We start from the raw sequence: 23887 nt of genomic DNA on the forward strand, positions 1-23887 counted from the left end.
TAAACAAGAGCATCTACGGGAAACATCGTTTTCAATAAAAAACACCTAAAACATCCATTTCAATGTTTTAGGTGTTGTAGAGAATGTTAATATTTAAATTCCACAGGAAAAGGGAATCAAGGTTTTAAAATAAATTTAATACTTTGGTCTTCATGATCATGGAATTTCTTATATGCTTCACTCGCCTCAGATAGCGGTACTTTATGGGTAATGATTTCTGTTGGATCAATCTTCCCTTCAGCAACCATTTCATAAAGCATTTGACTGTAATGAATTGCTGGTGCTTGACCCATTTTCACGGTTACATTACGTTCGAAAATATTGCCTAATGGGAACATATTGTATAATGAACCATAAACCCCTGTCAGCTGGATTGTACCAAATTTCCGAACCGATTTTATGCCAACATCAATGGCACTCAGTGTTCCCCCCTGTAGTTTCAGCTTTTGCTGTGCCTTTTCTACAAGAGACATTTTCCCGTCCATCCCAACACAGTCAATAACTACATCGGCTCCTCCATGTGTAAGCTCATGTAGGTGATTTCCTACATCATCAAAATCATCAAAATTAAATATTTCTACATTGTTTGTGCGTTTAGCATGCTCTAAACGATAGTTTAAAGGGTCTACTACCATTACACGCTTCGCACCTTTCATCCATGCAAATTTCTGTACCATTAAGCCGATTGGTCCTGAACCTAGCACAATGACCGTATCGCCCTTTTTAACACCCGCATTTTCTACACTCCAATAGGCAGTCGGCAATACATCAGATATAAATAGTAATGCCTCATCTTCTAGTTCACAGTTGTCAGGTACTTTAAATGGTATGAAGTTCCCGTATGGTACACGTAAATACTCGGCTTGTCCGCCCGGGAAGTCACCATAGCGCTCTGTAAATCCAAAGTATGCACCCGAATCAATTGCCGGATTTTCGTTGGCATTATCGCATTGGCTTTCCAGCTGATTTTGACAATAAAAGCATTCTCCACACGCAACATTAAAAGGAATAACAACACGATCCCCTTTTTTAACTTTCGTTACGTCAGGTCCGACTTCCTCCACGATTCCCATTGGTTCATGTCCAATTACAAAATCCTCTCTTGCTGGCATTGCCCCACGATAAATATGGAGATCTGACCCGCAAATGGCCGTTGAGGTAATACGTACAATAATGTCATCTGGCTTTTCAATTTTTGCATCCGGAACTTCTTTTACTTCTACTTTTTTGGCACCTTGATACGTTACTGCTTTCAAAAAGACCCCTCCTGTTGGATAAATTATTAGAATTAAACTTCAGTAAAGTAATTCTGTAGGTTATATACCCCCCAGCAAAGAAAATATACATAAAACCAACTATTGCTTAGATGATTGACGGACATAAAAAATGCCCTCAATTGTTAGAGGTGTCTAACAATTGAGGAACAGTTTGAATTGGATTCATACTTTAATTTATGGCTGTTTAACATTATTACGTTCTAAATAAGCTGTATAGTCTGTCCCTTCTTTTAGCGCTTTCTCCTCCATCGGTATGCGAATAGACAGGATAATGAAGTTTAATATAGTGAAACAAATAGCTGTAAAATATGCCTGAAACATAAGTGGCAATACAGCAATTTCTAAACATACTACCAAATAGTTAGGATGACGAATAAAAGAATACGGCCCTTTTGCTACTACATTTGCCCCCGGTAAAATAATAATTTTCGTATTCCAAAAAGGTCCTAATGAAACTAGGCACCATACTCTTAACAACTGCAGCATTAAAAATAAAACGAGCCATATATAATGCGGTGTAAATTGTCCACTGAAATAAACTACTTCAATAAAAAGGCTTACAAAAAAGCTCGTATGCAGTAATATCATGAATGGATAATGAGAAGCACCTACTTCATATGCTCCTTTAGCAAGCATTAATTTTTCATTTCTCTTTGCTACAACCAGCTCTACTAATCTTTGAATAATTACAAAAGCTAGTACAATATAAAAAACCAGCTTACTCCCTCCATTCCAATAATACGACTTCTCCGCTAAAACCAGGCCCTAGCGCAACCAACAGACCTAAAGTATCCGCTCTTTTTTCATTTAACATAAATTGCTCCAAAACATACAGAACTGTCGGAGAGGACATATTTCCATTTTTTTCAAAATTTCACGTGAAACATCTGTATGTTCCTTTGTTAAATTCAATGTTTCCTCGTAAGCTTGCAACACTTTTTTCCCACCAGGATGTGCTACAAAATTTACAATTTGCTCAGGTGAAACATCATGCTTATTTAAAAATTCATGGATAAACGGCCCCAGCCACTTAGAAATAATGACCGGTATACTCTTTGAAAATACAACATGCAGTCCGCTATTCTTAACATCCCAGCCCATAACATCTTCAGAATCCGGCATCCACTTTGAGCCACGGCCCTTAATATATGGGATTGGTACATTTTGCTCCAGCTCAACATCATCACCGCATATAAGGGCACAAGCCGCTCCGTCAGCAAATAAAGAAGTACCTACAAGATTACTTTTAGAATAATCGTCTTTTTGGAATGTAAGACTGCATAGCTCAACACAAACGACAAGCACCTTGGCGTCCGGATGTGCTTTACAATAGTCATATGCCCTACTAATACCTGCCGCTCCCCCTGCACAGCCTAAACCCCATATCGGGATTCTGACTAGTTCATTTGAAAAAGGAAGAATATTCATAACGCGGGCATCAATGCTTGGCGTTGAAATGCCTGTACTACTAATAAAAATAATGGCATCTATATCTTCGGTAGATAGATCCTGCTGTAAAAAGGAACGATTTGTTAAACATTTTTTTATAACTTCTACACTATATTCGGTAGCCAGTTTTATATACAGTTCATTGCGTTCTTCAAATGTATGGTCTTCACGGTACCATTCAGGTGAAACACACAAATTCCGTGTCTTTATTTCGCCATTTTCAAAAACTTTTAATAATCGTTCTAACTTTGGAATTTTATTTTGGAAAAGCTCTTTCGTCAATTGCTCAATGTTCGTCTGAGCTAGTGTGAAAGGCGGTGTATGAGTACTTACTGAAGCGATTTTTGGAATAGTAATTTCTCCTTATACGAGTTATTTTCTTTCAATGTATTGATAAAAACGTAAAAATATACAGAAATAGATGGAATTTTTAAGGTCTTATCCATGAATAATAGCACTATCCATTACCTGGACGGTGCTATTAGCTTTTTATTAATTTTAGCCATTACTATCGAAGAACAACTTACCAGCCTCTTCGCTTTGAACAACCACAGCCGCCGCCATGCGGTCTATACGGTGTTCCACACATCGTATTAGTTTCGAAACACTCATTCACAACAGATTGTGTATGAGGGAAATAGTGTTGGTTGTTAATATAATGTTGGTTGACCGTTGTTAAATGTGATGGATGTACATGTGGCACCACCGTGTTTGATACATTTCTTTGAACATATTGTCTCGTTGGCGAAATTTGCGGTGATGCATACTGAGTTGGTCCTGTTTGTGTTGGCAATTGCTGTGCATTATTGTAAAACGATTGACCTCTTTCATCATTAAATGAATTAAACCAGTTTCTATTAGTCAATTTTATCCTCCTTCCTTCATCTTGATGTATCTCTACTAACTTATGAAGGGAATTCGGAATAACCTATTTACTTGCCTATTGTTAAAAAACAAATTTTAAAGAATATGCAGTTATCTATAAAAATAGTGAGTAACATCAGGAAAGTAATTGTCTAGTAAAAGTTATGGAACCTATTGTGATAGTGGAGCGTGGAGTTTTTCCCATATTTCTTTTACACCGGCTGATGCATGTCCTTCCGCATAGTGGATATGCTCATTGTCCGATAATGCCAATATGGCATCACATGCATTTCCAACTGCAATCGCAGGATAACCCAGACTGAAAAGACTGAGATCATTTTCGGAATCTCCGGCTACAACAACCTCTCCATTATATTGACACTTGTTAAGTACATATTTCAGCGCAGCACCTTTATTAATATTTGCAGGCAGAATATCAACATCTCTTTCACTGCTGAAAATAAGATCAACTGCTAAATTATGTTGCCTGATCGCTTGCTTAAGTATTTGAACTTGCCTATCACTTGCAAAATAGGCCAGTCGCCAAGGTGTATCTATCGGCTGTCTGGCAATATCAATGGATTTTGCTATCGTATTAACCTGTTCAAAGTCTTCCTGCTTTATGTTGCCTGCCCATTCCTGATCAAGCTCATATGAGGGACCAAGATAAATCGAAGCTCCAACATCACATATTAAAATGTCCGGTTTTGGCAGTTGTTCACGTTCGATTAAATCAATCGCGGACTGTCTATATCTTCCTGTAATATATATAAGAGATGTGTTTTCAAGTGCCAGCGTTTCCCACAATTCAGTATGCGGAACCGTATCACTAACAATTGTATTATCTAAATCTGTTGCTAAAACACGAGGTTTAAGGTAAGGAAATGTAAGCATTTTTTCGTTCATACAGCTCCTTTACTTTGCGGGAAATAAGAGACCAGTTAAATTCTTCTAGCGCATATTGTTTTGCATCACGACGCATTTTTAATAGTTTAGGCGAGCTATTTAAGAAGTACGCCATGCTATCGCTTATTTTTTGCATATCTCCTTTAGGTATATGAAGACCTGTTACGCCTGATTTGACGACATCTTTCAGTCCCCCTACATGGGTCGCAATTACAGGACAGCCACAAGCCTGCGCTTCTGCAGCTACCATACCAAACGATTCATAATGTGAAGGCATAATGGTTGCCAAGGCGCCAGTGTAAAGGTTCTTTAACTGTTTTTCATTTTTGGGGCCGAGGAATAGCACACGGTCTTCCATTCCTTTTATTGCTTCTTTTAGCGGTTCGCTTATCGGGCAGTAATTCTTTATATCAACCGATTCTGGACACCCGCCTGCAATAAGCAACTTTACGTTATTCGGAACTTCATGCGTTTTCAGCATATGTCTGAATCCTTTTAAAAGATCAAAAATCCCTTTTGATGTTTCTAAACGGCCGGCATAAAAGTAGTATGGAAATTTAAACTGTTCCACTTCTTCGGAGGGTGCCAGATACACTGGCGAAACTCCTACCGGTACAACTGATACAGCACTTTTTTTCTTTGTGAAAACTTCAATCTGCTGCTTTTCATTTGGAGTAGTAGCAATAACTACATCCGCTTGCTCCATAATCAGTTTCTCAAAGTGCTTACGCTTATTTTCTATAAATCCTGTACCTTGCTCTTTTGCAATTGCAAGGGAGTGATTGGTGTGGCACCAGTAAAATGAATATTCTTTCTGCAGATTATATGCTAGTACTCCTGACAGCCAGTAATGGGTGTGAACAACATCATAGCTGCTAATATCCAGTGCTTCTGTCATTTCTTCATATAATCCAGGAAGTAAAGTAAACATCTGCCGCTTATCAACAAAGCCTTTTTGACCACCTGCAAAGCGGTGAACTTTACTACGCTCACCCAACTGTTCAACAGCCGGCTTTTGCTCGTCACTCCAATGTGTAACAATATCAACACTGTAACCAAGTCCGTCAAGCTGTAGGGCTAAATGTTTTACATAGTTGTTTTGTCCACCTGCCTGTTTACTTCCAAGCGGAATTAAAGGGTCGCCATGATCAGAAATAAATAATATCTTTCTCAAATGAATCTCATCCTTTCGTTCTTAAGCAGCAAATCATAGCTGTAAAACTTTACTGCTGTCTTGCTGTTTTTAATGAAATGATGGTAATTTTTAGTAAATTACACTTCACTAGCTAGGTAGTATTTATAATTTCTTAAGCTGTCCTTTATTCACGATTGACTCAAACACCCTCACACTACCTAGCAAATAATAGAAGAGAGATTAAGGGCATTGAATTTTGCTGTCCAATAAGAATTAATAATTTTTAGCTCGATTGATACGTTCCCTAACTGGGCGTAAATTAAACAAAATATTCTAAAAAATAGCACAATTGAAACTTTACTATTATATTAAATAACTAAAATAAGTATAAAATACCTATAAAATATATTTATCTTAAGTCCGTACAGCTTATTTAAATTACTTCAAGTGCAACTTCAATATTGCCTCTTGTTGCTTTTGAATAAGGACATACTTCATGCGCTTTATGCACCAGTTCTTCCAGCTGTTCGCGCTCTATATCTGTTCCCTTTACCTGAAGAACAACTCCCAGCTTAAACCCCTGATCTTGTTCATCTTTTAATAAGCTGACATTAGCTGTTACTTCAGACGTGAATTTAACACGGGCTTTACTTGCCGTTAATTGAAGAGCACTATCAAAACAAGCAGCATACCCCGAAGCAAATAATTGTTCTGGATTTGTTGCATTTTCAATTTTTTTTGCCCGCGGTGTACCTGGCATTGCTGTTTCAAATTGAATTACCCCATCATCTGACTGTACTTTCCCTTCACGTCCTCCTGAAGCAGTTGCAATAGCAGTAAATAATTTTTCAGACATTCCACTTCCACACCTTTCAATTTTAGATACAACTTATCCTTACCCGGTTTTTCTCTTTTTCAAAAGTTTTTACGTTAATTAATTGTTAATTTTATTATTTGTGAGCAATAAATTATTCAAATCAAAAGATTTTATAGGCCGATTTATAGTTCTGAAAGATTTGTTTGGAGGCTATTGCTGTCAGACTGAAGCTATATCCTAACGGGTTTTAATAACTATTTTTATATACCGTTTTCCCCGTAACAATAGTTGGAGTTTAAGGAATCGAAGTATTGATAATAGAGCGATTGCTTATGTTTTGAATTATGGATGGGGGGTATCAACTTACAAGTATTCGTATGGGAGGGGATAGTAATATGTTTGGCATATCCGATCTCATTTCATTAATCATTTCCGCATTTATTATTTTGCCTGCTGTCGTATTTCTCAGGGAGTTGGGCTACGCAATTGTCTGCTGGCTGTTCGGAGTAATTGAACCGAGAGTGACGATTGGTTCCGGGCGTAGAATTTTTAAGTTTGGTATGTTCGATTTCCGCAGATACTATCATTTTTATAGCTGGTTTTCGTATGACAAGTTAAAGCATGAAAATAAATTTGCCTATATTAGTATTTATTCCGGCCCAATTTTAATCAATCTTGTATTCGGTCTTACGATCAATTTTCTGATTGCCAATGGGGTCATTGAAGAATATAAAACATTTTGGGATCGGTTTGTTTTTTATGCATTTTATTATGTATTATTCGATGCCGTTCCGATGACCACATTTAGTGGAAAACCAAATAACGGGATGATCATTTATAAAATGATCCGCTATGGAGAACGGATTGATTCATCAAAAGGACATATCCTCCCTTCTACAACGGATGTGGAGAATGAGTATCAGGAATACATGAAAGAGATTAAAGAAACAGAAAAGAAAATAAAGAAGAAAAATCATGACTGAACCAATAGCGGCTTAATTATTGAATCGACTATTAAATGATTTGACCGCTGTATTTGCAGTTAATAAAATACCTTTCAATTAAAAAGAACCAAGGCCTAAGCCTTAGTTCTTACTTCAATGTACTGAATAGATGTCAAATATAAATTAGTTCCAGGCAGTTCGTTCACTTACAGGCTCGTTCATGCCTGTTTTATTTCTTTTGGCGGGAACATTATTTTCTTTTGCTGGAGCTGCATTAAAAATAAAATCAAGTTCTGATACAAACTCTTCCTGCTGGGAGTTTTTACGACTTGGATTTACTTCTAGCTTATTCGCAATTTGCTTGCCTTTTGTGTTCACATTGTTGCGTTTAAAATTCATATTTGACATAGCCATCCTCCATTGATTTCTTATTTGAAAAGTATAAATCTTTTCAAATTTATACTTTCCATTAAAAAGTTTAACCACTCTTAACTCCTTTTATGAAAGATCTATACAATCTCATTTCCCTTATTAGTGAGTTAGTTCCGTCGACTTTCCATCTCTCATATGAAAGTTCTACTATTTTATGAAATTACTAGGAAGATAGATTTAACCTATTTATACCAAACTGATACTATTTATCAATCTTTTGGAAAATATAGAAATTCCGATATCCGGATAAATTCCATTGTGATAAATTGGAAATGCCGCATTAAACAGAATAGTGCGAAAATTTAATACAAAGGGGAAATGAGAATTGAAGAAGTTTAAGTTTACGAGATTCTTTAGCAGTATTCTGGCTTTCGTTATGGTGTTCTCTTTATTGGTTCCATTCTCGAATGCAAGCGCAGAAGAATCAAAATCATTCAAGCAGGATGGACAAAGTGAGAGCATCATCCAGCTAAAGGCGGCGATTGCTGAACAACTAAGCTTGTCTAAGGATGGTCCAATACTTCATGAAAGCCTGCAAAATATTTCAGGTAATCAAGAGGTTGCTGTCATCGTTCATTTATCTGAAAAACCGGTAGCATTAGAACAAGGAATGAGCCAAGTTAAAGGCAAAAAGTTTTCTAATGCCCGTGCAAATGAAGTACGTTCAAATGTAAAAGCTCAACAGGCCAAAGTAAAAAAGGAATTAACGGCCAAACAGGTGCAAATGACACAAGGCTATACTTTTGATACGGTACTAAACGGATTTGCGGCAACAATTAAAGCTAATGACATTCCAAAATTGCTATCAGTAGATGGAATCACTTTAATTGAACCGGATGCAACGGTATATGCATCAGAAGAAATTACAACAAAATCATCAGAACTTATTAAAGAAGATAAATTAGACGCTCAAATGAATACGAGCATTTCTTTCCTTGGTATTGAAAAACTTTGGAATGAAGGAATTGAAGGTCAAGGGGTAAAAGTGGCAGTACTTGATACAGGTATTGATGCGGACCACCCTGAATTTGCTGGCATTTATAAAGGCGGAAAGAACTTTATTCCTAACTCTTCAACTTATTCTAAACCACGTGCGGATGACGATGCATCCGAAACATTACCATCAGAGCGTCCAGCGGGAACACCTGAATTTAATGCAAACGGAAGCTCGTTCTATACTTCTCATGGTACGCATGTTGCCGGAACAATTGCGGCAATCGGCGCTAACGAATTCGGCATTAAAGGGATTGCTCCAAAAGTAGACCTATATGCTTACCGCGTTCTTGGAGCATACGGAAGCGGTGCGACATCGGGAATTGTTAAAGCAATTGAAACAGCTGTTCTAGAAGAAATGGATGTTATTAACCTTTCACTTGGCGGTGGAGCTAACTCTGAAACAGATGCAGGATCATTTGCAATTAATAACGCAATGATGGCTGGCACAATCGGGGTTATTGCAACAGGTAACTCAGGTCCAAATCGCGGAACGATGGGAACACCTGCAACTGCTCGCTTAGGAATTGCGGTTGGCAACACAACAAACCCGGAAACAATGTATAACGGTGAAGTTAACATTACAGTAGGCGACTACAACTTAACAAAACAACTACCTTTAATGGGAACAACTTTTGGTAAAAACTTAGCAGCACAGCTTCAAGGTGAGTTTGATCTAGTTGCGATTCCTGGCAATGGAGAAGTAAAAGATTTTGAAGGAATTGATGTTGAAGGTAAAGTAGCACTAATTTCCCGTGGTAATATTGCATTTGTTGATAAAATTGCAAATGCTAAAGCAAACGGAGCAGTAGCTACAATTATCCATAACTTTGCCGGCGGAACAAATGCACCAGACATTTCAGGCACATTCCTTGGTGACTCTTTTGAGTTCCTGCCAACATTTGATATGTCAGTAACAGACGGTAATGCAGTTCGTGCTGCATTGGGAGATGGGACAGGAAAAGTAAACTTCCGCAAGTTTGCTTCAACTACGACAACTGGAGATGATGTAAACTCTTCTAGTTCACGTGGTCCTTCTACACCGAACTTCGATATTAAACCAGACGTAACAGCGCCTGGAACAAACATTATGTCAACAATACCTATGTATAAAACAGACTTCCCCGATGCGGTTTACGATGAAGCATATGATCGTAAAACAGGAACATCAATGGCAACACCGCATATTGCAGGGATTGTCGCATTAGTAAAACAGGCAAATCCGCATTGGGATGCGTTTGATGTAAAAGTGGCACTTTCGAATACAGCAAAAGTATTGGATACAGCAAAATATGATGTATTCTCTCAAGGTGCCGGACGTGTAAATGCTTATGCGGCAGCTCACCCTGATATTCTTGCGTATGCACTTGATACAGCTGTGTTAGACGGCAATGGTGAAAATGTAGAAAACAAAAAAGGAACGGTTACTTTTGGTCCTCAATCATTGAAGGACGGAAATATTTCTGTAACGAAACAAGTGTTAGTAAAAGATATTAAAGGAAACGGCGGTAATTATAACGTATCCGTAGATGTGACTAAAGCATTTGGTGATGCAGCTGTTACAGTGGATCAGCCAACATTCAATTTAGCTGGTGAGCAGATGTTAAATATTACACTAACTGCTTCACAAGCTGTAGCACCAAACGGCTCTGAAATTTTAGGTTTCATCCATATTAACGGTGGATCTACAGAAGCTTCATTGCCATTCGCGGCTGACTTCGGCAGCGCGGCAGTAACTGAAATCAAAGACCTCAGTATTACAGAAACAGACCTGTCATTTAATAGTGACGGTATTAAAGACTCCGCTGTACTTTCATTCACATTAACTGGTGATGTGACAACGAACTATATCGAACTTTGGGATATTATGAATCCTGAAGGCGGAGAATATGGAGATGGCTACATCGGTTATCTGCACTCAGGTACCGCATTAGGTAAAGGGTCTTATACGCTGAATGTTGGCGGGCAATATAAACCTTGGGGCAGTGAACCTGCAACTACGATTCCGGATGGTCTATATACAATTGACTTTACTGGTCTTGCAGCTACAGGAGTTGTTTCGGATTATGTAGGACCGATTGTTGTAAAAACGACAAAACCGGAAATTACAGGTTCAGAGGCTGAAGGTATTGTTTCAGGACAGGTAACAGATAAGTATATTGAATACAATGAGGAACTGTATTTATACGGTTTAGACTATAATTTAAATGATAAATTAAAAGCTTCATATGTTGCGACTGTAAACGGCGAAGTTCAAGCGCCAGTTGCATTCGACTTAAATCAGGATGGCAGCTTCACATTCCCGGTAACAGCAGAAACAAATGCTGTAACAGTAGTTATTACAGATGCTGCTGGTAATGTTGGCGAAACGATTATTTTTGAAAAAGAAGTAGTAGAGCCTGTTGTAACGCTTTCTGTAAATCCAACTGAGCTGGACCTGACAGCTGGAGAAACGGCACAACTTACGGTAACGGAAACAACTACACCTGCTGAAGGTGATGCAACTGAAGAAGACGTAACTTCAAAAGCTACGTATATCATGGCAGATGAAAATGTTGCAACAGTTGTAAATGGTTCAGTAACGGCAGGAACAGAAGGCACAACAACAATTACTGTTTCACATGGCGAAAATGAAGCAACAGTAACTGTCACAGTTAAAGCTCCTGTTGCAGAAGAGCCAGTTGTAACTCTGGAAATCGACCAAGCTCAAGTTGAAACGAGAGTCGGTAAAGAAATTACAGTTAAAATTACTGAAGTTACAACTTTAAATGGTGAAACAACAGAGAAAGATGTGACAAATCTTGCAAACTACCAAGTAGAAAACGATAAGATTGCTACTGTAAATGCAGGAACTGTAAAAGGAAATAGCCAAGGTACTACTTCTGTTACAGTAACATATGGTGAACTTATCCTTACGTTTGACGTCAATGTTGTAAAGCCTGGTAATGGCAATGGCAATGGCAATGGTAATGGTAATGGTAATGGCAACAGCAATGGCAATGGTAATGGTAATGGCAATGGCAATGGCAATGGCAACGGCAACGGCAATGGTAATGGTAATGGTAAAGGTTCTAAGTAGAATACTAATGTTACCAAATATAATATTTAATTAATTTAAATGAGAGAAATTGCATGGTAACTTTGCAATTTCTCTTTTTATATTTAAATAATTACTAGTAATCAATGGTATTTTTCCCTTTATTCCTTAAAATTAGTATATTATTAATAGAATAACTTCTCAGAAAAGGAGATTAAAAGAATGAGGATTTTCAAACAACTGTGGCCTGTATTTTTCCTGGTTTTATCTTTTGTACTTGTTCCGTTAACAATCGTTAATGCAGCAGCTTTAACAGACAAAGTTACTAACGTGCCTGTTGATAAGGTATGGACAATTACATTTAATCATCCTGTTATAGAATCCAGCATTACACCAAATTCTATTTATGTAGTGAATAGTGACAATGTCAAACAACCAGTCGAAACGGTAGTTAAAGACAATATTGTCAAAATTGAACCCCCTGCTAAAGGCTACGAGTTCAATCAAACTTATACTTTAAAAATCGAAGCTGATGTATCTGGAAAAGTAGGCAACAGGGCTGAAAGATTGAATCAGACTATCGCTAAATCGTTTACTACTGTAAATGGCTATGCTGTAGTCAATATTAAGACAGATGGTGCATCTTCACCAATTGCTTACTACTCTACTTTCGAAGAAGCGAACGCCGACTTACAAGAAAGCCAGGGAATCATGCTAGGTGACAAATATATAAAAATACCGTCCGGGTTTATAGCAACAAACCTGAAGGATGTCACTATTATTTACAAACAACCGACTTTTACTTCAGCATACGAATATGCGGGTGTTAGTACGGATACTGAACTTTTATATATTGATGCAACAGCCGATTATGTAAAAGTAAATGCCGCAGGACAGGATATGTATGTAAAGCACGAAGATATCACTCTTATTCCCGCAGTTGCTGCAAAAGGGCGGTCATATTACATTGCAAATGAAAAAGGATTATGGCACCATATTTACCATCATCATAGTGGTAAATACGACAGCGCCTATTTGATCGGTAATAAACCAGACTTTTTAAATGACGGCGTAAAGTATTATAGTACGGACGGCATAAAGTTTTACAATGCAAGCGGTAAACTAATGGGAGAAAGCTATGCCTACTTCCAATATGTTACACCACGGGTACCGACTACTTACAGTGCCGAACAGTTAGATCAGTACATTGCAAGAGAACTCGAAGCAAAAGAACTATCAGGCAATGCGCGGTATATAAACGCGTCAGCAAAAAGTCCGCTCCAAGGATTAGGTGCTGCACTAAAAACAATTGAAAAAGAGCAGCGAATCAACGCTTTGTTTATTTTAGCTCTTGCTATCCATGAAAGTGATTACGGTATGAGCTGTCACGCACAAAATTACAATAATTTATTCGGGTTAAATGTGACAGACAGCAATGATGAATGTTTGACAGAAACAGATGTGAATACCGAATCTACTAAATATTTCCCAACAATCGAAAAAAATATTTCGGATTTCGTTCAACGTCTGAATACGAGTTATTTAGATCCGCTTAACATGCAAGACTTCCGTTACAATGGGCTTGCACTCGGCAATAAAATGATCGGACTCAATGTACGCTACGCTTCCGATCCATACTGGGGAGCTAAAACAGCAGGTCATATGTATCGGATAGATCAAGCATTAGGCAGTCAAGATTACAAAGAATATAAAGTAGGAATTACGGCAAGTTCACAAGTGAGTGTTCGATATGAACCTATTGTTAAAACAGGTGATGAAGATAACAGAGCTTATCAGTATAAACTTCCCTGGACGATTAAACGTCTTGATATGATGCCAATAACGCTATCAAATATGCCCTTAGAAAATAGTGACTGGTTACAAGTCATATCCGAGATGCCGTCTTACGGACAAGATTTATACACAGTACGTGAGAATGTCCGTATTATCACAACACATTAATAAATAAATTAAGCTAAGTTTCATACTCCATCCTTGATGGAATATGAACTTAGCTTATTTTTTATCCGATTACTATTTCTTTTTTCTTATGAAACTCTTCATTTTCCAAGTTCACTTTTTCAGGTTTCACAACGAATATACTAATTAAAGTCGCAATCGTGAACAACGCGGCAATGACGTATAATACCATGTCGTAAGATTGTGTTTTTTCAAGAATAATTGCACTTAGCTGATTGCCCGTCAAACCTGCAAATGCCCATGCAGATAAAGCTAAACCATGTACAGTTGAAATACTTTCGATACCAAATCGGTCTGATAATAGCGGCGGTAAAGATGAGAATCCTCCACCGTAACCTGCATTCACAATACAAAGTAAGGCAATGATAAGAATTACCATAGAGTTATTGATCCCATCAAATACAACAGTACATAAAATGATGCTAATAGAAGAAATAAAAATAATTTTGTAAATAGAGTTACGATCTTTTAAACGATCTCCCCATGCTGAAAATGCAATTCGTCCACCTGCATTGAAAATGGCTGTGAGCGAACTAACTAAACCAATCGCTCCAAATCCAATGAAAGCTAAAATACCTTTTTCTTGTGAGATTAACGCTAAGCCACATGTAATATTAATGTAGAACATGAGCCAAATACCGATAAACGTCTTATTCGTCAAAACTTTTCTATAACTAAAGCTATGCATTTCCATATTTTCTTCTTCATATCCAGCCGGTTTCTTTAAAATTAAGTGTCCAACAAACATCATTACTAAATAGATCGCTGCTAAAATATAAAACATTGTATAGATATTTGTAGGGTCTGCTAAAACCCCTTCACTATTTCGATTACCGAGTAACTTTTCCATTAGTGGACTAGCAATAACTTTCGCTAAGCCGAAGCCTGCAACAGCAAGGCCCGTTGCCAATCCCTTTTGTTCTTTAAACCAAAGCATCAGTGTTTTTACAGGCGTTAAATAGCCGATTCCAAGTCCAATCCCCATAACTACTCCATAAGAGATATAAATACCGAACAATGATTTTTGATAAATAAAGAAACCTGTTGCTGCCATCCCTGCAACAAAAAATATTGCCGCAAGCAAGGATGACTTATGTATATCCTTTTCAACAAATTTTCCGCCAAAAGCCGCAGCCATACCAAGAACAAAAATAGCTATACTGAATGCCCATTCCACTTCACTGACAGGTTTTCCGATATAAGAGGCAATGTCCCCCTTAAACAACGACCAGCAATAAACAGTACCAATACTGCAGTGAATCAATAAGGCCGGGATGACCGCACGAATCCACTTGTTTTCAAAATTCCCCACTTTAAAACTCCTCATTATTCATTTAACCTAAAATGCGAACTATATTTGAGTATTCTTATAAATAGTTCGTATATTAACTATATCATTAATAATAATAAGTAAATTATAGATTAAATATTTTATTTTCACGAACATTAACAAAGTGATTATATAATAATATTCATAATAAATGAATACTAATTTTTAAAATTACAGAAACAATTCGCGGATTATTCGAATTATTCTGTACTCAATTACATAAAAAAACAGCCTAAGTATAGTAATTAGACTGTTTGATGCAGAAAAATTTACCTTTTCTTATATTTGCGGTAAATTCAAATTTATTTAAATGTTACCTTCACAGTATACCCAAGATTTCGGAAAAACCCTGCGAGAACTTTCTCGGCACTTTTTTCTGCCGATTCCAATAAACCTATTTCAATGGCCTCATCTTTAATTTTTTTCTGTGCTTCCGCTGCCAGATCAAATCCTTCATCCCATTTCACTTCCCCACGGAATAGTCCTTCATCTGAAAAAGTTTTGACATCTTCCATCTGAATAGCGGGATCCTGTATAAGTGTTGCTCGGGGCAGGGCGATTTCTAACTCTTTGTCATCTTCATTGATTTTAATATCATTCGATGTTACTTCTTTAAGATTGACGCCTGCAATGACTGTGGCAGGGACTATTAATAGTAACTCTCTTTTGGTACCTGGGAAATTAACCGAAATATCGTTTCCAAAAAGTTTATTATCCTCTTGCTCAATAATTACTTTCATATGGGCTTCAGCCGTTGCAAGTGTTGCCAATTCCTGGACCTGTTCTACAAATACTGTACTTTCTTTTTTAAATGTATTACCGAATAATAACCAAGTACCCGCGAATGTGAAAAGAATAAGAAGCAATGCAATTAATAAAATTTTAAATCCCCAAAATTTAAATATAACCTTAAATATTGCTCCGGAAATATTGGCGTTTCCACTGCGCTGTCCTATTACCGCAGTGGCAGCACTTTCTGCCTCACTCTTTTTCAATTCCTGCAATACTTGTTCAATTTGTGTTAATGCTTCATCTTTTTTATTCATGATGTCGCCCCCTCCCTTTATGTTGTTGAGGAAAATTAAATTATAATTACCATATTTATACTTGAATATCATATCAAATTATATACCTTTGTTAGTATTAAAAAGGTGATTACAAGATAAATCGGGGAACGTGTCATCCTTTTTCATATTTTTCAAATCTTGTTAATAGCAATTTTTATTAAATACATTTAAACTATCGAATGGAATTATATTAAGAGAGGTTACAAAATGAAAAAACAATCGTTGTTTATACGAGGGTCTCTATTTGCAGCAACTTTAACAGGTTTATTCTTTGCAATTTACAAAAGCGGTATTTCTGTATCCGACCTGTCACCCCAGCTTATTTTAGAGCTTGCCCATAACAATCTAACTATCGTTATTTTAGTAATGATGTTATTAATGTTCCTGCAAAACTTATTTACATTTATCCCGTTAATTTTAGTCATCACGATTAATATTGCTTTGTTTGGATTTTGGCGCGGTTATTTATTTAGTACATTCAGCAGTGTTATTGGTAGTACATCAATTTTCCTTTCCATCCGCTTTTTTTTCGCAAATTTATTCACTTCAGATAAACTAAAAAAATATGAGCAGCAAATTAATCAAAACGGCTTTCTATTTGTTCTTTCAGGGCGTATTTTGCCATTCCTTCCTACGAATTTAATTAACATCGTATCCGGTTTAAGCAAAATGAAAATATCGTATTTTATCTCAGCTACTACAATTGGCAACATGATTTACGGACTTGTATTAGCCTCTGTTTCATATGGAATTTTCTCTGTCTCCCAGCAATATAGACAACTGTTTTATGTGCTTATTGCAATTGCCGCCATTATCATTGCGGTCCGATTCATTAAAAAGCAGCGTACAAGCAGTATTTAAAAAAAGAAGGTATTGCACCTTCTTTTTTGTGTTAATGAGGCAACAGCCTAAGTATTCTTCCTTTGAATAAAGGAGATAATATTAATATATAATGCCGTCATTTCTTCAGGAGTCTTGTCTAAATTATTTTGAACCCATTGTTCAATTAATCCTAAAAAAGCAGATGTGATAAAGGCTAAAAAGTATTCCATCGGGACATTTAAATTTGCGGTGAAGCGTTCATTCCCCTCCAGATTTACACGCACCTTTTCTGAAAAGGCTGCTCTAAACCGTAGATGAAAACCCGCTCTACCATGTTCACTTAAAAAGATTTTTAAAAGTGGTGCCTGCATTTTTATCGAATTAAATAATGAGGATGCTAATTGTTCCTGTCCTTTTTCAAACGTATGTGTAGATGAATAGTTCGATTGCAATTCATCAATATGATTCCCTAACTCTTCAAATAATTGTAATTCAATCTGATCCAGCAAATCAAACTTATCGATAAAGTGTAAATAAAACGTTCCCCGATTAATCTTGGCTGTTTTCGCAATATCTCCTACTGTAATTGAATCGAAAGTTTTCTTTTCCAGCATCTCCATAAATGATTTTTGAATAAGCTCTTTTGTACGTCGATTTTTTTCGGTATAAACGCTCAAAAAAACACCCTCTTCCATCAAAATTGAACAATCTGTTTATTTTGTTGATTGCTTTGATTTCTCCTTAAATTATAAAATAAAAGCGTAATAATAAACAACATGTTGAAATTTGAGAAAGGATGAAATTCAGATGAGATTATTTAAACAAAAATTAGCATGGGCTGCTCCTATTGCTGTTATATTGATTATTGCACTATTTTCGGTAAACTTATTCGCACAAGGAAATCCGCAAGTGAGAAATCTGCCGGTTGCTCTTATTGTTAATGATGAGGGCCAACACGTTGAGGCTGTTCTCGAAGCTGTTGAGCAAATGAGTGGAGGGGTAGACGGTGCGGAACCGGTTATGTCATTTACAAATGAGAAAGAAGAAAATATTGAGTCGCTTTTTGCAGATAAAAAGTATTACGCAGCACTTGTCATTCCTGAAGGCTACAATGACACATTACAAAATGCACTTACAAATAATGAAGCTGCCAAACTGCAAATATTTATTAACCAAGGCTTTAATATGACAGGCGCAAACTTTGCAAAAACTGCTTTAAACAGCTTTGTTTCTGGAGTGAATGACCAATATTCGGCAAACTTTTTAGCACAGCTTGGTACGGAACAAATTGATGCAACGCAAGCCGCTGTTTTAGTAAATCCAATTGTTGCTGAAGAAAAAATATACAATCCTATTACAGCTTCTACTGCAAACGGCAGTGCCCCAACTTTATTGGCAGTACCGGCATGGGTAGGTGCACTAATTGGTGGTTTTATCGTATTTTTAGCATCATCGAGCATCTTTAAGAAAGAGCTGTTAACACGTAAACAAACATTAGGCCTAATTGGCGGGCAAGTTTTATTCGGTATTATTATTGCCCTATTTTCAGGTTTCACTGTTGCAACACTTGCACAAATCGCAGGGATTAATATGCCAAACTACTTCCTGGTTGCTTTCTTTGTATCATTTGCGGCATTCTGTTTCTATTTATTAGTATCAGCTATTACAGCATGGATTGGCAAACCAGCTATTACATTATTCATGGTTGTCATGCTTTTAGGTATGGGTGTTCTTATGACACCACAGGAAATGCTTCCAAGTTTCTTCGTAAACTTCATTCGTCCTTGGGTACCAATTCGCTTTGCCTCTGAAGGTTTACGGGAAATTTTCTACTTCGGCAGCGGATTCTACACAGGTGCTTCCTTCAACACAATTTTAGGAATTGGTATTGCAGGTTCAGTTATTTTCTTACTGTCTATTTTCAAACCGGTAAAAGTTAAAGAACAACAAAACTAGCATACTAAAAAACGTTATTTTGCATTCTGTGCAAAATAACGTTTTTTATTTATTAACTAATTTCTTTAAACATTAAACTGTACTCTCAATTTTTTATTCTTTCGATGATCCGTCATTTAAATAAACTTCACCGTCTTTATAAACCATTTGTTCCGGATAACGCAGGTTAATAACTGCATCTTGAAGTTCTTGTGAAGGAGCCCGTGTTGAAAGCGAAACAATAATATTAGTAGCGAAGGCAGCAATTGCTCCGAAAATACCAGCACCAGTATCAATAATGCCTAATATCGTAAAGCCACCATACTTCGCGCTAAAGATATAAATAAGTGTTACCGCTAAACCGACAAGCATTCCCGCTATTGTTCCTTTTGCATTCGCACGTTTCCACCATACACCTAAAACGAGTGCCGGGAAGAAGGTACCTGTTGCAAGCGCAAATGCCCATGCAACAATTTGAGTAATGGCACCAGGTGGGTTTAATGCAATAATTCCAGCTAATAGTGTTGCAACAACAATTGAAATACGACCTATTAACAGGCGTTTTTGTTCAGATGCTTGTGGATTGATGATGCGATAATAAATATCGTGTGCAAATGATGAGGAAATAGAAATCATTAAACCACCAGCTGTAGATAAGGCAGCTGCCATTGCGCCTGCTGCCACAAGTCCAATAACAAATACACCCAGGTTTGCGATTTCAGGTGTAGCCATTACGACAATATCGTTGGCAATCTGCAGTTCAAGCCATTGAAGAATACCGTCACCATTCGTATCGGCTATCCCTAATTTCCCTGTATCAATCCATGATTGCGTCCAAGCCGGTAGTTCAGCAATTTTATTACCAGCAACTTCCGTCATTAAAATAAAGCGCGCAAAAGCTGCATAAGCTGGTGCACTAAAATATAATAGCCCGATAAACACTAATGCCCATGCACCTGACCAACGAGCCGCCTTCATTGTACCTACTGTATAAAAACGTACAATTACATGCGGAAGTCCAGCTGTACCACACATGAGTGTAAACATAAGAGCTAAAAACTGCCACTTAGTTCCGTTGGTGAAAGGTGCAAAATACTCCGAAATACCGAGCTCCCGGTCGAGTTCACCCATTTTCGTTAAAATTTCACCATAGGAAATCCATGGTAACGGATTACTAGTCAAATGGAAGGACATAAAAATAACAGGTACTAAATAGGCGATAATTAAAATGATGTATTGTGCTACTTGAGTCCAAGTAATACCTTTCATACCACCAAATGCGGCATAAAATGCAATAAGCACAACGCCGATCATTGTTCCTATTTTCGCATCAATTTCAAAGAGACGTCCGATTACTACACCAGAACCCGATAGCTGACCGATTGAATACGTGAAGCTTATAATAATTGTACATAGAGCTGCTATTATTAGTGCTGCTTTACTATTAAAACGGTCTCCTATAAATTCAGGCACGGTATAGCGGCCAAATTTACGTAACTGAGGCGCAAGTAATATCGTTAAAAATAAATAACCGCCAGTCCATCCCATAATATAAGCCAACCCGTCATAGCCAAGTAACATGATCGTACCAGCCATCCCGATAAAGGATGCTGCACTCATCCAGTCTGCCCCAATGGCCATACCATTAAATATCGGTGGCACACCACGACCGGCAACATAGAAGTCCGATGTTTGTTTAGCAGTATTATAAACGGCAATCCAAATATATAAAGCAAATGTAGCCAGTATAATTAACATTGAAACTATAAATTGAGTATCCATGAATTACCTCCCTCCATTAGTGATTAATCATATTGTTTGCGCCTATTTCTTCATTTCGTGCTTCACTAATCCCATACTTTTTATCAATTTTGTCCCCAACAATTGCATTTACAAAGAGTAATATAATGAAAGTAAGCAAGGCTCCAATTGCCCCCATAAAATAGTGGAACGGGAATCCCAAAAACTGAACATCGGTTAATGAGTCTGCAAGCGCTACCATAACGTAAGACACTAAAAACCAGATAGCAAAATAAACGGCCATGTACGTATTTTTCTCACGGAAATAGGCATCAGCAACTTTTTTGTCGATTTTTTTCATCCAGACCTTCTTTCTTCAAATTTTTATCGTAAATCAAAAATAAAAAGAATTGTTTCCTTTAAAGGAAGTGGTACTAAAATCACCTTAACAACCATTAAAATAATAAGTCCTATTACAGGAAAGGTGAGAGCGATGAAACGTTTTTTAATTAGTCCATAAGCAAGACAGCAAATGGAGAAAAGAATGATGAACGGTAGCAACTAATTCCCCCTATGTCTCCAAGTTTTTTTTTTAATGTATGTTAAAAATGTCCAGGATAAAACGACTACAGAATAAAAAAATCATTTGAGTAGGGATAACTAAAACAGACAAGCATTAAAATTAAAAACACCTAGTACGATGGTAAATCAACGTTCTAGGTGGGATTTATTAATACTATCGCGACTAAACACAGAATACATAATTATTAAAGGTTTCACACATTACTGTGTTATATTGGAATAGTAGTAAATGACCAAATAATTTTGACACCGAAAATGTTAATTTAAGATCGTTAAGTCAGCATTATTGGGTGCCAAACCCATTAGAGTTCTTCAGGAACAAAGAATTCTACCGCAGCATCTCCTAGTGAGATGCTGCCTTTTTTTGTTGCAGAAACAATTTTACAGTTGGTAGCAAACCAATTTAAAACTAAAAAGCTTAGAAGAAATTAATAGCTAATCTCCTCCAAGCTTTTTCATGTCATTTTTTTCAAACCAATAAATAACGGGACTTTTTATTAATCCTCGCTATTTTCCATACATGAAGCAGTACCGTTCGTTGGTGTAAGCCTTTTTTGTTTACGTTGTTCTTCCAGGAGATTCATCATTAATGATTGGATCAATTTTGTTACAATATTTGCGTGTATAGGATTTGCAAGATTTTTTCTTTCAAGAGGATCCTTAGTAAGGTTATACAGCTCATATTGTTCGGGCACAGGAACTGTTTTGGTTACTATTTTTGACATAGAAACAGTCACTTCTTCATTAATTGGCGTTTGACTCTGGATTTCCGTTACTTGATCTTCTACTCCGGGGTTACTCCAAAATTGCGGATTATCAAAGTATCTGGAAAATTTCCAGCGCTCCCTTTCCCTATTTTGGCCAGTTGGAAGATAAGCAATGACTGATTCAATATGATTTGGCTGGGTAACAGAATTATACGGCTGACCAGTAATACTAACCTGAGATAGTCCTCTCGTTACATCATCATCTGTCATAAAATAAATCGGTTCATTTACCCTTAGGAAAGCCGCTTCCCCATGTAGAAGCGGCGTTAAATCTCTTCCTACAGGTTGATGCACTTCAGTATGATTTCCTCTTAACTCCTGCTGAATTTTCTTTGCATCAATTTTAGCCAATCCTAACAGAGTTGGCAGGATATCTACATGACTAGTCAGCATATCCGTAGTTTGCCTATTTGAAAACAATTTTGGACTATGAACAATAAATGGCACATGCGTCGCTTCTTCGTATGCGTTATACCACTTTTGAAATAATCCGCCGTGAGCACCTAATAAATCTCCATGGTCTGAAGTAAAAATAATAATTGTATTATCGTAAAATTTGCTGGATTTTAATTTATTGTATACTTTCTCCATTTCTTGATCGACTTTTTTATGAAGGGAGAAATAAAGCTGACGATAAAAAAGACTGTCTCTTGTTGGCTGGAAGGCTTTATGATAGGTCTCTTTGTAGCTTTGTTGTGCAGTTGGCTTTGTGTGCAATAATTCATCCGATGTAGGCGCAGGTGGAATAAAAGGTACAGAAGGGTCTACTTCAAAGTTGAATAACGGATGGTATTCAGTTGTCTCCCCGAACAACGTAATATCATGTGGATTTAAAAATGAAGATACTATCAGCCAAGGCTGACTTTGATTAACACGATCCGCTTCAAGTGAATGAAGTAAATCTACTACTTCTCTTGAATATACTTCATCACGCCCACTTGTTCCAATTGCAGCAGATGAAGCAGAATTACGGGGATTTGATCCATGAGGTTCTGGACCAAGCCAGCCGGAAAAGCCAAATTCGTTTAGACGATCAGATTCCAAGTAAAAGTTTTCAAGTTTTCGGTCAGGAATACCTGTATTTGAGTCGTAACTAGGCAATGCATTTTGGGTTCCAGGAATTAAAATATCCTGAGGGCTCACATGCCATTTTCCCTTCCAAAATGTACGGTAGCCTGCCGCACGAAAATAGTCCCCAAAAGTTGGAACTGTATTGGGATCTAGCCAAAATACATCCGGTTCAAATGAAGAAGCAGCAGCTCCTGTTGTTTTAGTTAGTCCATGTAATGATGGATATTGTCCCGTATACAGTGTTGCTCTACTCGGTGAACAAGCTGTGCTTCCGACATAATGGTTTAAAAACTCCATTCCATTTTCTCGTAATAATTCCTGTGTCTTTAAGTTTTCTTTACGCCATTTTTTCAGTTCCTTATTTTCGTAAACTGTCGGAAACCTTTGTTCATCCACTATAAAGATTAGGATATTTGGTTTTGTTTCCTGTATATTCTCCTCTTTCTGCAATTCCAAATGTTCTCCCCCTTGCAAACATTAATAATTAAAACATCTTATGTTCACAGGTCAAAAATTACGATTTACATTAGGATTAGAACTTGAAATTTTATAATCAATCTTAGAAAAAAAGAACAGATAAGTCATCTGATCATGACCTATCTGTTCCATCTTAAAAAAAGAGAAATTCTATTTGAATGCGGCCTACCTCACTTTTCCTATCCTACTTTATTGTAAACACCAACCTCAATGCTTTCAGAACTGCAAACTTAAGAGGTGAAACAACTTCAAAGTTACTATA

General features: G+C 37.0%; 18 protein-coding genes and 1 pseudogene. 5 read left to right on the top strand and 14 right to left on the bottom strand.

All coding sequences use genetic code 11. The features are described from left to right. Positions 1–116: 116 nt before the first annotated feature. The 7 genes and pseudogenes from MKZ25_RS19245 to MKZ25_RS19275 all read right to left on the bottom strand — a co-directional run bounded on the left by MKZ25_RS19245 (position 117) and on the right by MKZ25_RS19275 (position 6487). Positions 117–1256: a zinc-dependent alcohol dehydrogenase gene (locus MKZ25_RS19245; RefSeq protein WP_340802876.1), complete on the bottom strand. Its 1140-nt coding sequence runs from the start codon at positions 1254–1256 to the stop codon at positions 117–119. A gap of 195 nt (positions 1257–1451) precedes the next feature. After that, positions 1452–1994: an isoprenylcysteine carboxyl methyltransferase family protein gene (locus MKZ25_RS19250; RefSeq protein WP_445326888.1), complete on the bottom strand. Its 543-nt coding sequence runs from the start codon at positions 1992–1994 to the stop codon at positions 1452–1454. Between the two features lies 1 nt (position 1995). Next, a pseudogene (locus tag MKZ25_RS19255) lies at positions 1996–3077 on the bottom strand (type III polyketide synthase). Between the two features lie 172 nt (positions 3078–3249). Next, a complete protein-coding gene (locus MKZ25_RS19260) occupies positions 3250–3591 on the bottom strand; it encodes a CotD family spore coat protein (RefSeq protein WP_340802878.1) in 342 nt (113 codons plus the stop codon). Positions 3592–3761: 170 nt separating this feature from the next. Then, the gene (locus tag MKZ25_RS19265; protein WP_340802879.1) at positions 3762–4496 is read right to left on the bottom strand and encodes an HAD-IIB family hydrolase; all 735 of its coding nucleotides are present in this window, start codon (positions 4494–4496) and stop codon (positions 3762–3764) included. Continuing rightward, on the bottom strand, positions 4462–5670 hold the full coding sequence (locus tag MKZ25_RS19270; protein WP_340802880.1) for a glycosyltransferase: 1209 nt from the start codon (positions 5668–5670) through the stop codon (positions 4462–4464). The genes MKZ25_RS19265 and MKZ25_RS19270 overlap by 35 nt, the downstream gene beginning before the upstream one ends. Before the next feature lie 394 nt (positions 5671–6064). Continuing rightward, the gene (locus MKZ25_RS19275) at positions 6065–6487 is read right to left on the bottom strand and encodes an organic hydroperoxide resistance protein (RefSeq protein WP_340802882.1); all 423 of its coding nucleotides are present in this window, start codon (positions 6485–6487) and stop codon (positions 6065–6067) included. 356 nt (positions 6488–6843) lie between these two features. Here MKZ25_RS19275 and MKZ25_RS19280 point away from each other — a divergent pair, with 356 nt between their 5' ends. Further along, entirely contained in the window at positions 6844–7431 is a 588-nt protein-coding gene (locus tag MKZ25_RS19280) for a hypothetical protein (protein ID WP_340802884.1), read from the top strand. 144 nt (positions 7432–7575) lie between these two features. Here MKZ25_RS19280 and MKZ25_RS19285 read toward each other — a convergent pair whose 3' ends face one another. Beyond that, positions 7576–7800, bottom strand: a complete 225-nt coding sequence (locus MKZ25_RS19285) for a hypothetical protein (RefSeq protein WP_340802886.1) — start codon at positions 7798–7800, stop codon at positions 7576–7578. Positions 7801–8149: 349 nt separating this feature from the next. Between MKZ25_RS19285 and MKZ25_RS19290 the strand changes: the two genes are divergently transcribed. Next, entirely contained in the window at positions 8150–11896 is a 3747-nt protein-coding gene (locus MKZ25_RS19290; protein WP_340802888.1) for a S8 family serine peptidase, read from the top strand. A 180-nt stretch (positions 11897–12076) separates the two neighbouring features. Further along, positions 12077–13816 (top strand): N-acetylglucosaminidase, encoded by a 1740-nt coding sequence (locus tag MKZ25_RS19295; RefSeq protein ID WP_340802890.1) that lies wholly within the window; start codon positions 12077–12079, stop codon positions 13814–13816. Positions 13817–13877: 61 nt separating this feature from the next. On the opposite strand, the gene MKZ25_RS19300 is transcribed toward MKZ25_RS19295, so the two are convergent. Further along, the gene (locus MKZ25_RS19300; RefSeq protein ID WP_340802891.1) at positions 13878–15146 is read right to left on the bottom strand and encodes an OFA family MFS transporter; all 1269 of its coding nucleotides are present in this window, start codon (positions 15144–15146) and stop codon (positions 13878–13880) included. 320 nt (positions 15147–15466) lie between these two features. Beyond that, complete coding sequence (locus tag MKZ25_RS19305) at positions 15467–16210, bottom strand: DUF4230 domain-containing protein (RefSeq protein ID WP_340802892.1); 744 nt, start codon at positions 16208–16210, stop codon at positions 15467–15469. Positions 16211–16438: 228 nt separating this feature from the next. Here MKZ25_RS19305 and MKZ25_RS19310 point away from each other — a divergent pair, with 228 nt between their 5' ends. Then, positions 16439–17092, top strand: coding sequence for a TVP38/TMEM64 family protein (locus MKZ25_RS19310; protein ID WP_340802893.1), 654 nt, complete (start codon positions 16439–16441; stop codon positions 17090–17092). Positions 17093–17139: 47 nt separating this feature from the next. Here the strand turns inward: MKZ25_RS19310 and MKZ25_RS19315 are convergent, their stop codons facing one another. Next, positions 17140–17730 carry a TetR/AcrR family transcriptional regulator gene (locus MKZ25_RS19315; RefSeq protein WP_340802894.1) on the bottom strand — a complete coding sequence of 197 codons (591 nt, stop codon included), beginning with the start codon at positions 17728–17730 and terminating at the stop codon, positions 17140–17142. Between the two features lie 130 nt (positions 17731–17860). Between MKZ25_RS19315 and MKZ25_RS19320 the strand changes: the two genes are divergently transcribed. Next, entirely contained in the window at positions 17861–19009 is a 1149-nt protein-coding gene (locus tag MKZ25_RS19320; protein ID WP_340802895.1) for a YhgE/Pip domain-containing protein, read from the top strand. 93 nt (positions 19010–19102) lie between these two features. Here the strand turns inward: MKZ25_RS19320 and MKZ25_RS19325 are convergent, their stop codons facing one another. From MKZ25_RS19325 to MKZ25_RS19335, 3 genes are all read right to left on the bottom strand, one after another. Next, positions 19103–20770 carry a sodium:solute symporter family protein gene (locus MKZ25_RS19325; RefSeq protein ID WP_340802896.1) on the bottom strand — a complete coding sequence of 556 codons (1668 nt, stop codon included), beginning with the start codon at positions 20768–20770 and terminating at the stop codon, positions 19103–19105. Positions 20771–20786: 16 nt separating this feature from the next. Then, positions 20787–21089, bottom strand: a complete 303-nt coding sequence (locus tag MKZ25_RS19330) for a DUF4212 domain-containing protein (protein WP_340802897.1) — start codon at positions 21087–21089, stop codon at positions 20787–20789. A gap of 718 nt (positions 21090–21807) precedes the next feature. Then, positions 21808–23604 carry a sulfatase-like hydrolase/transferase gene (locus MKZ25_RS19335; RefSeq protein WP_340802898.1) on the bottom strand — a complete coding sequence of 599 codons (1797 nt, stop codon included), beginning with the start codon at positions 23602–23604 and terminating at the stop codon, positions 21808–21810. Positions 23605–23887: the final 283 nt, after the last annotated feature.

Origin of the sequence: Solibacillus sp. FSL W7-1464, from assembly GCF_038004425.1 — a bacterium.
In the GTDB taxonomy this organism is placed as follows: Bacteria; Bacillota; Bacilli; order Bacillales_A; family Planococcaceae; genus Solibacillus.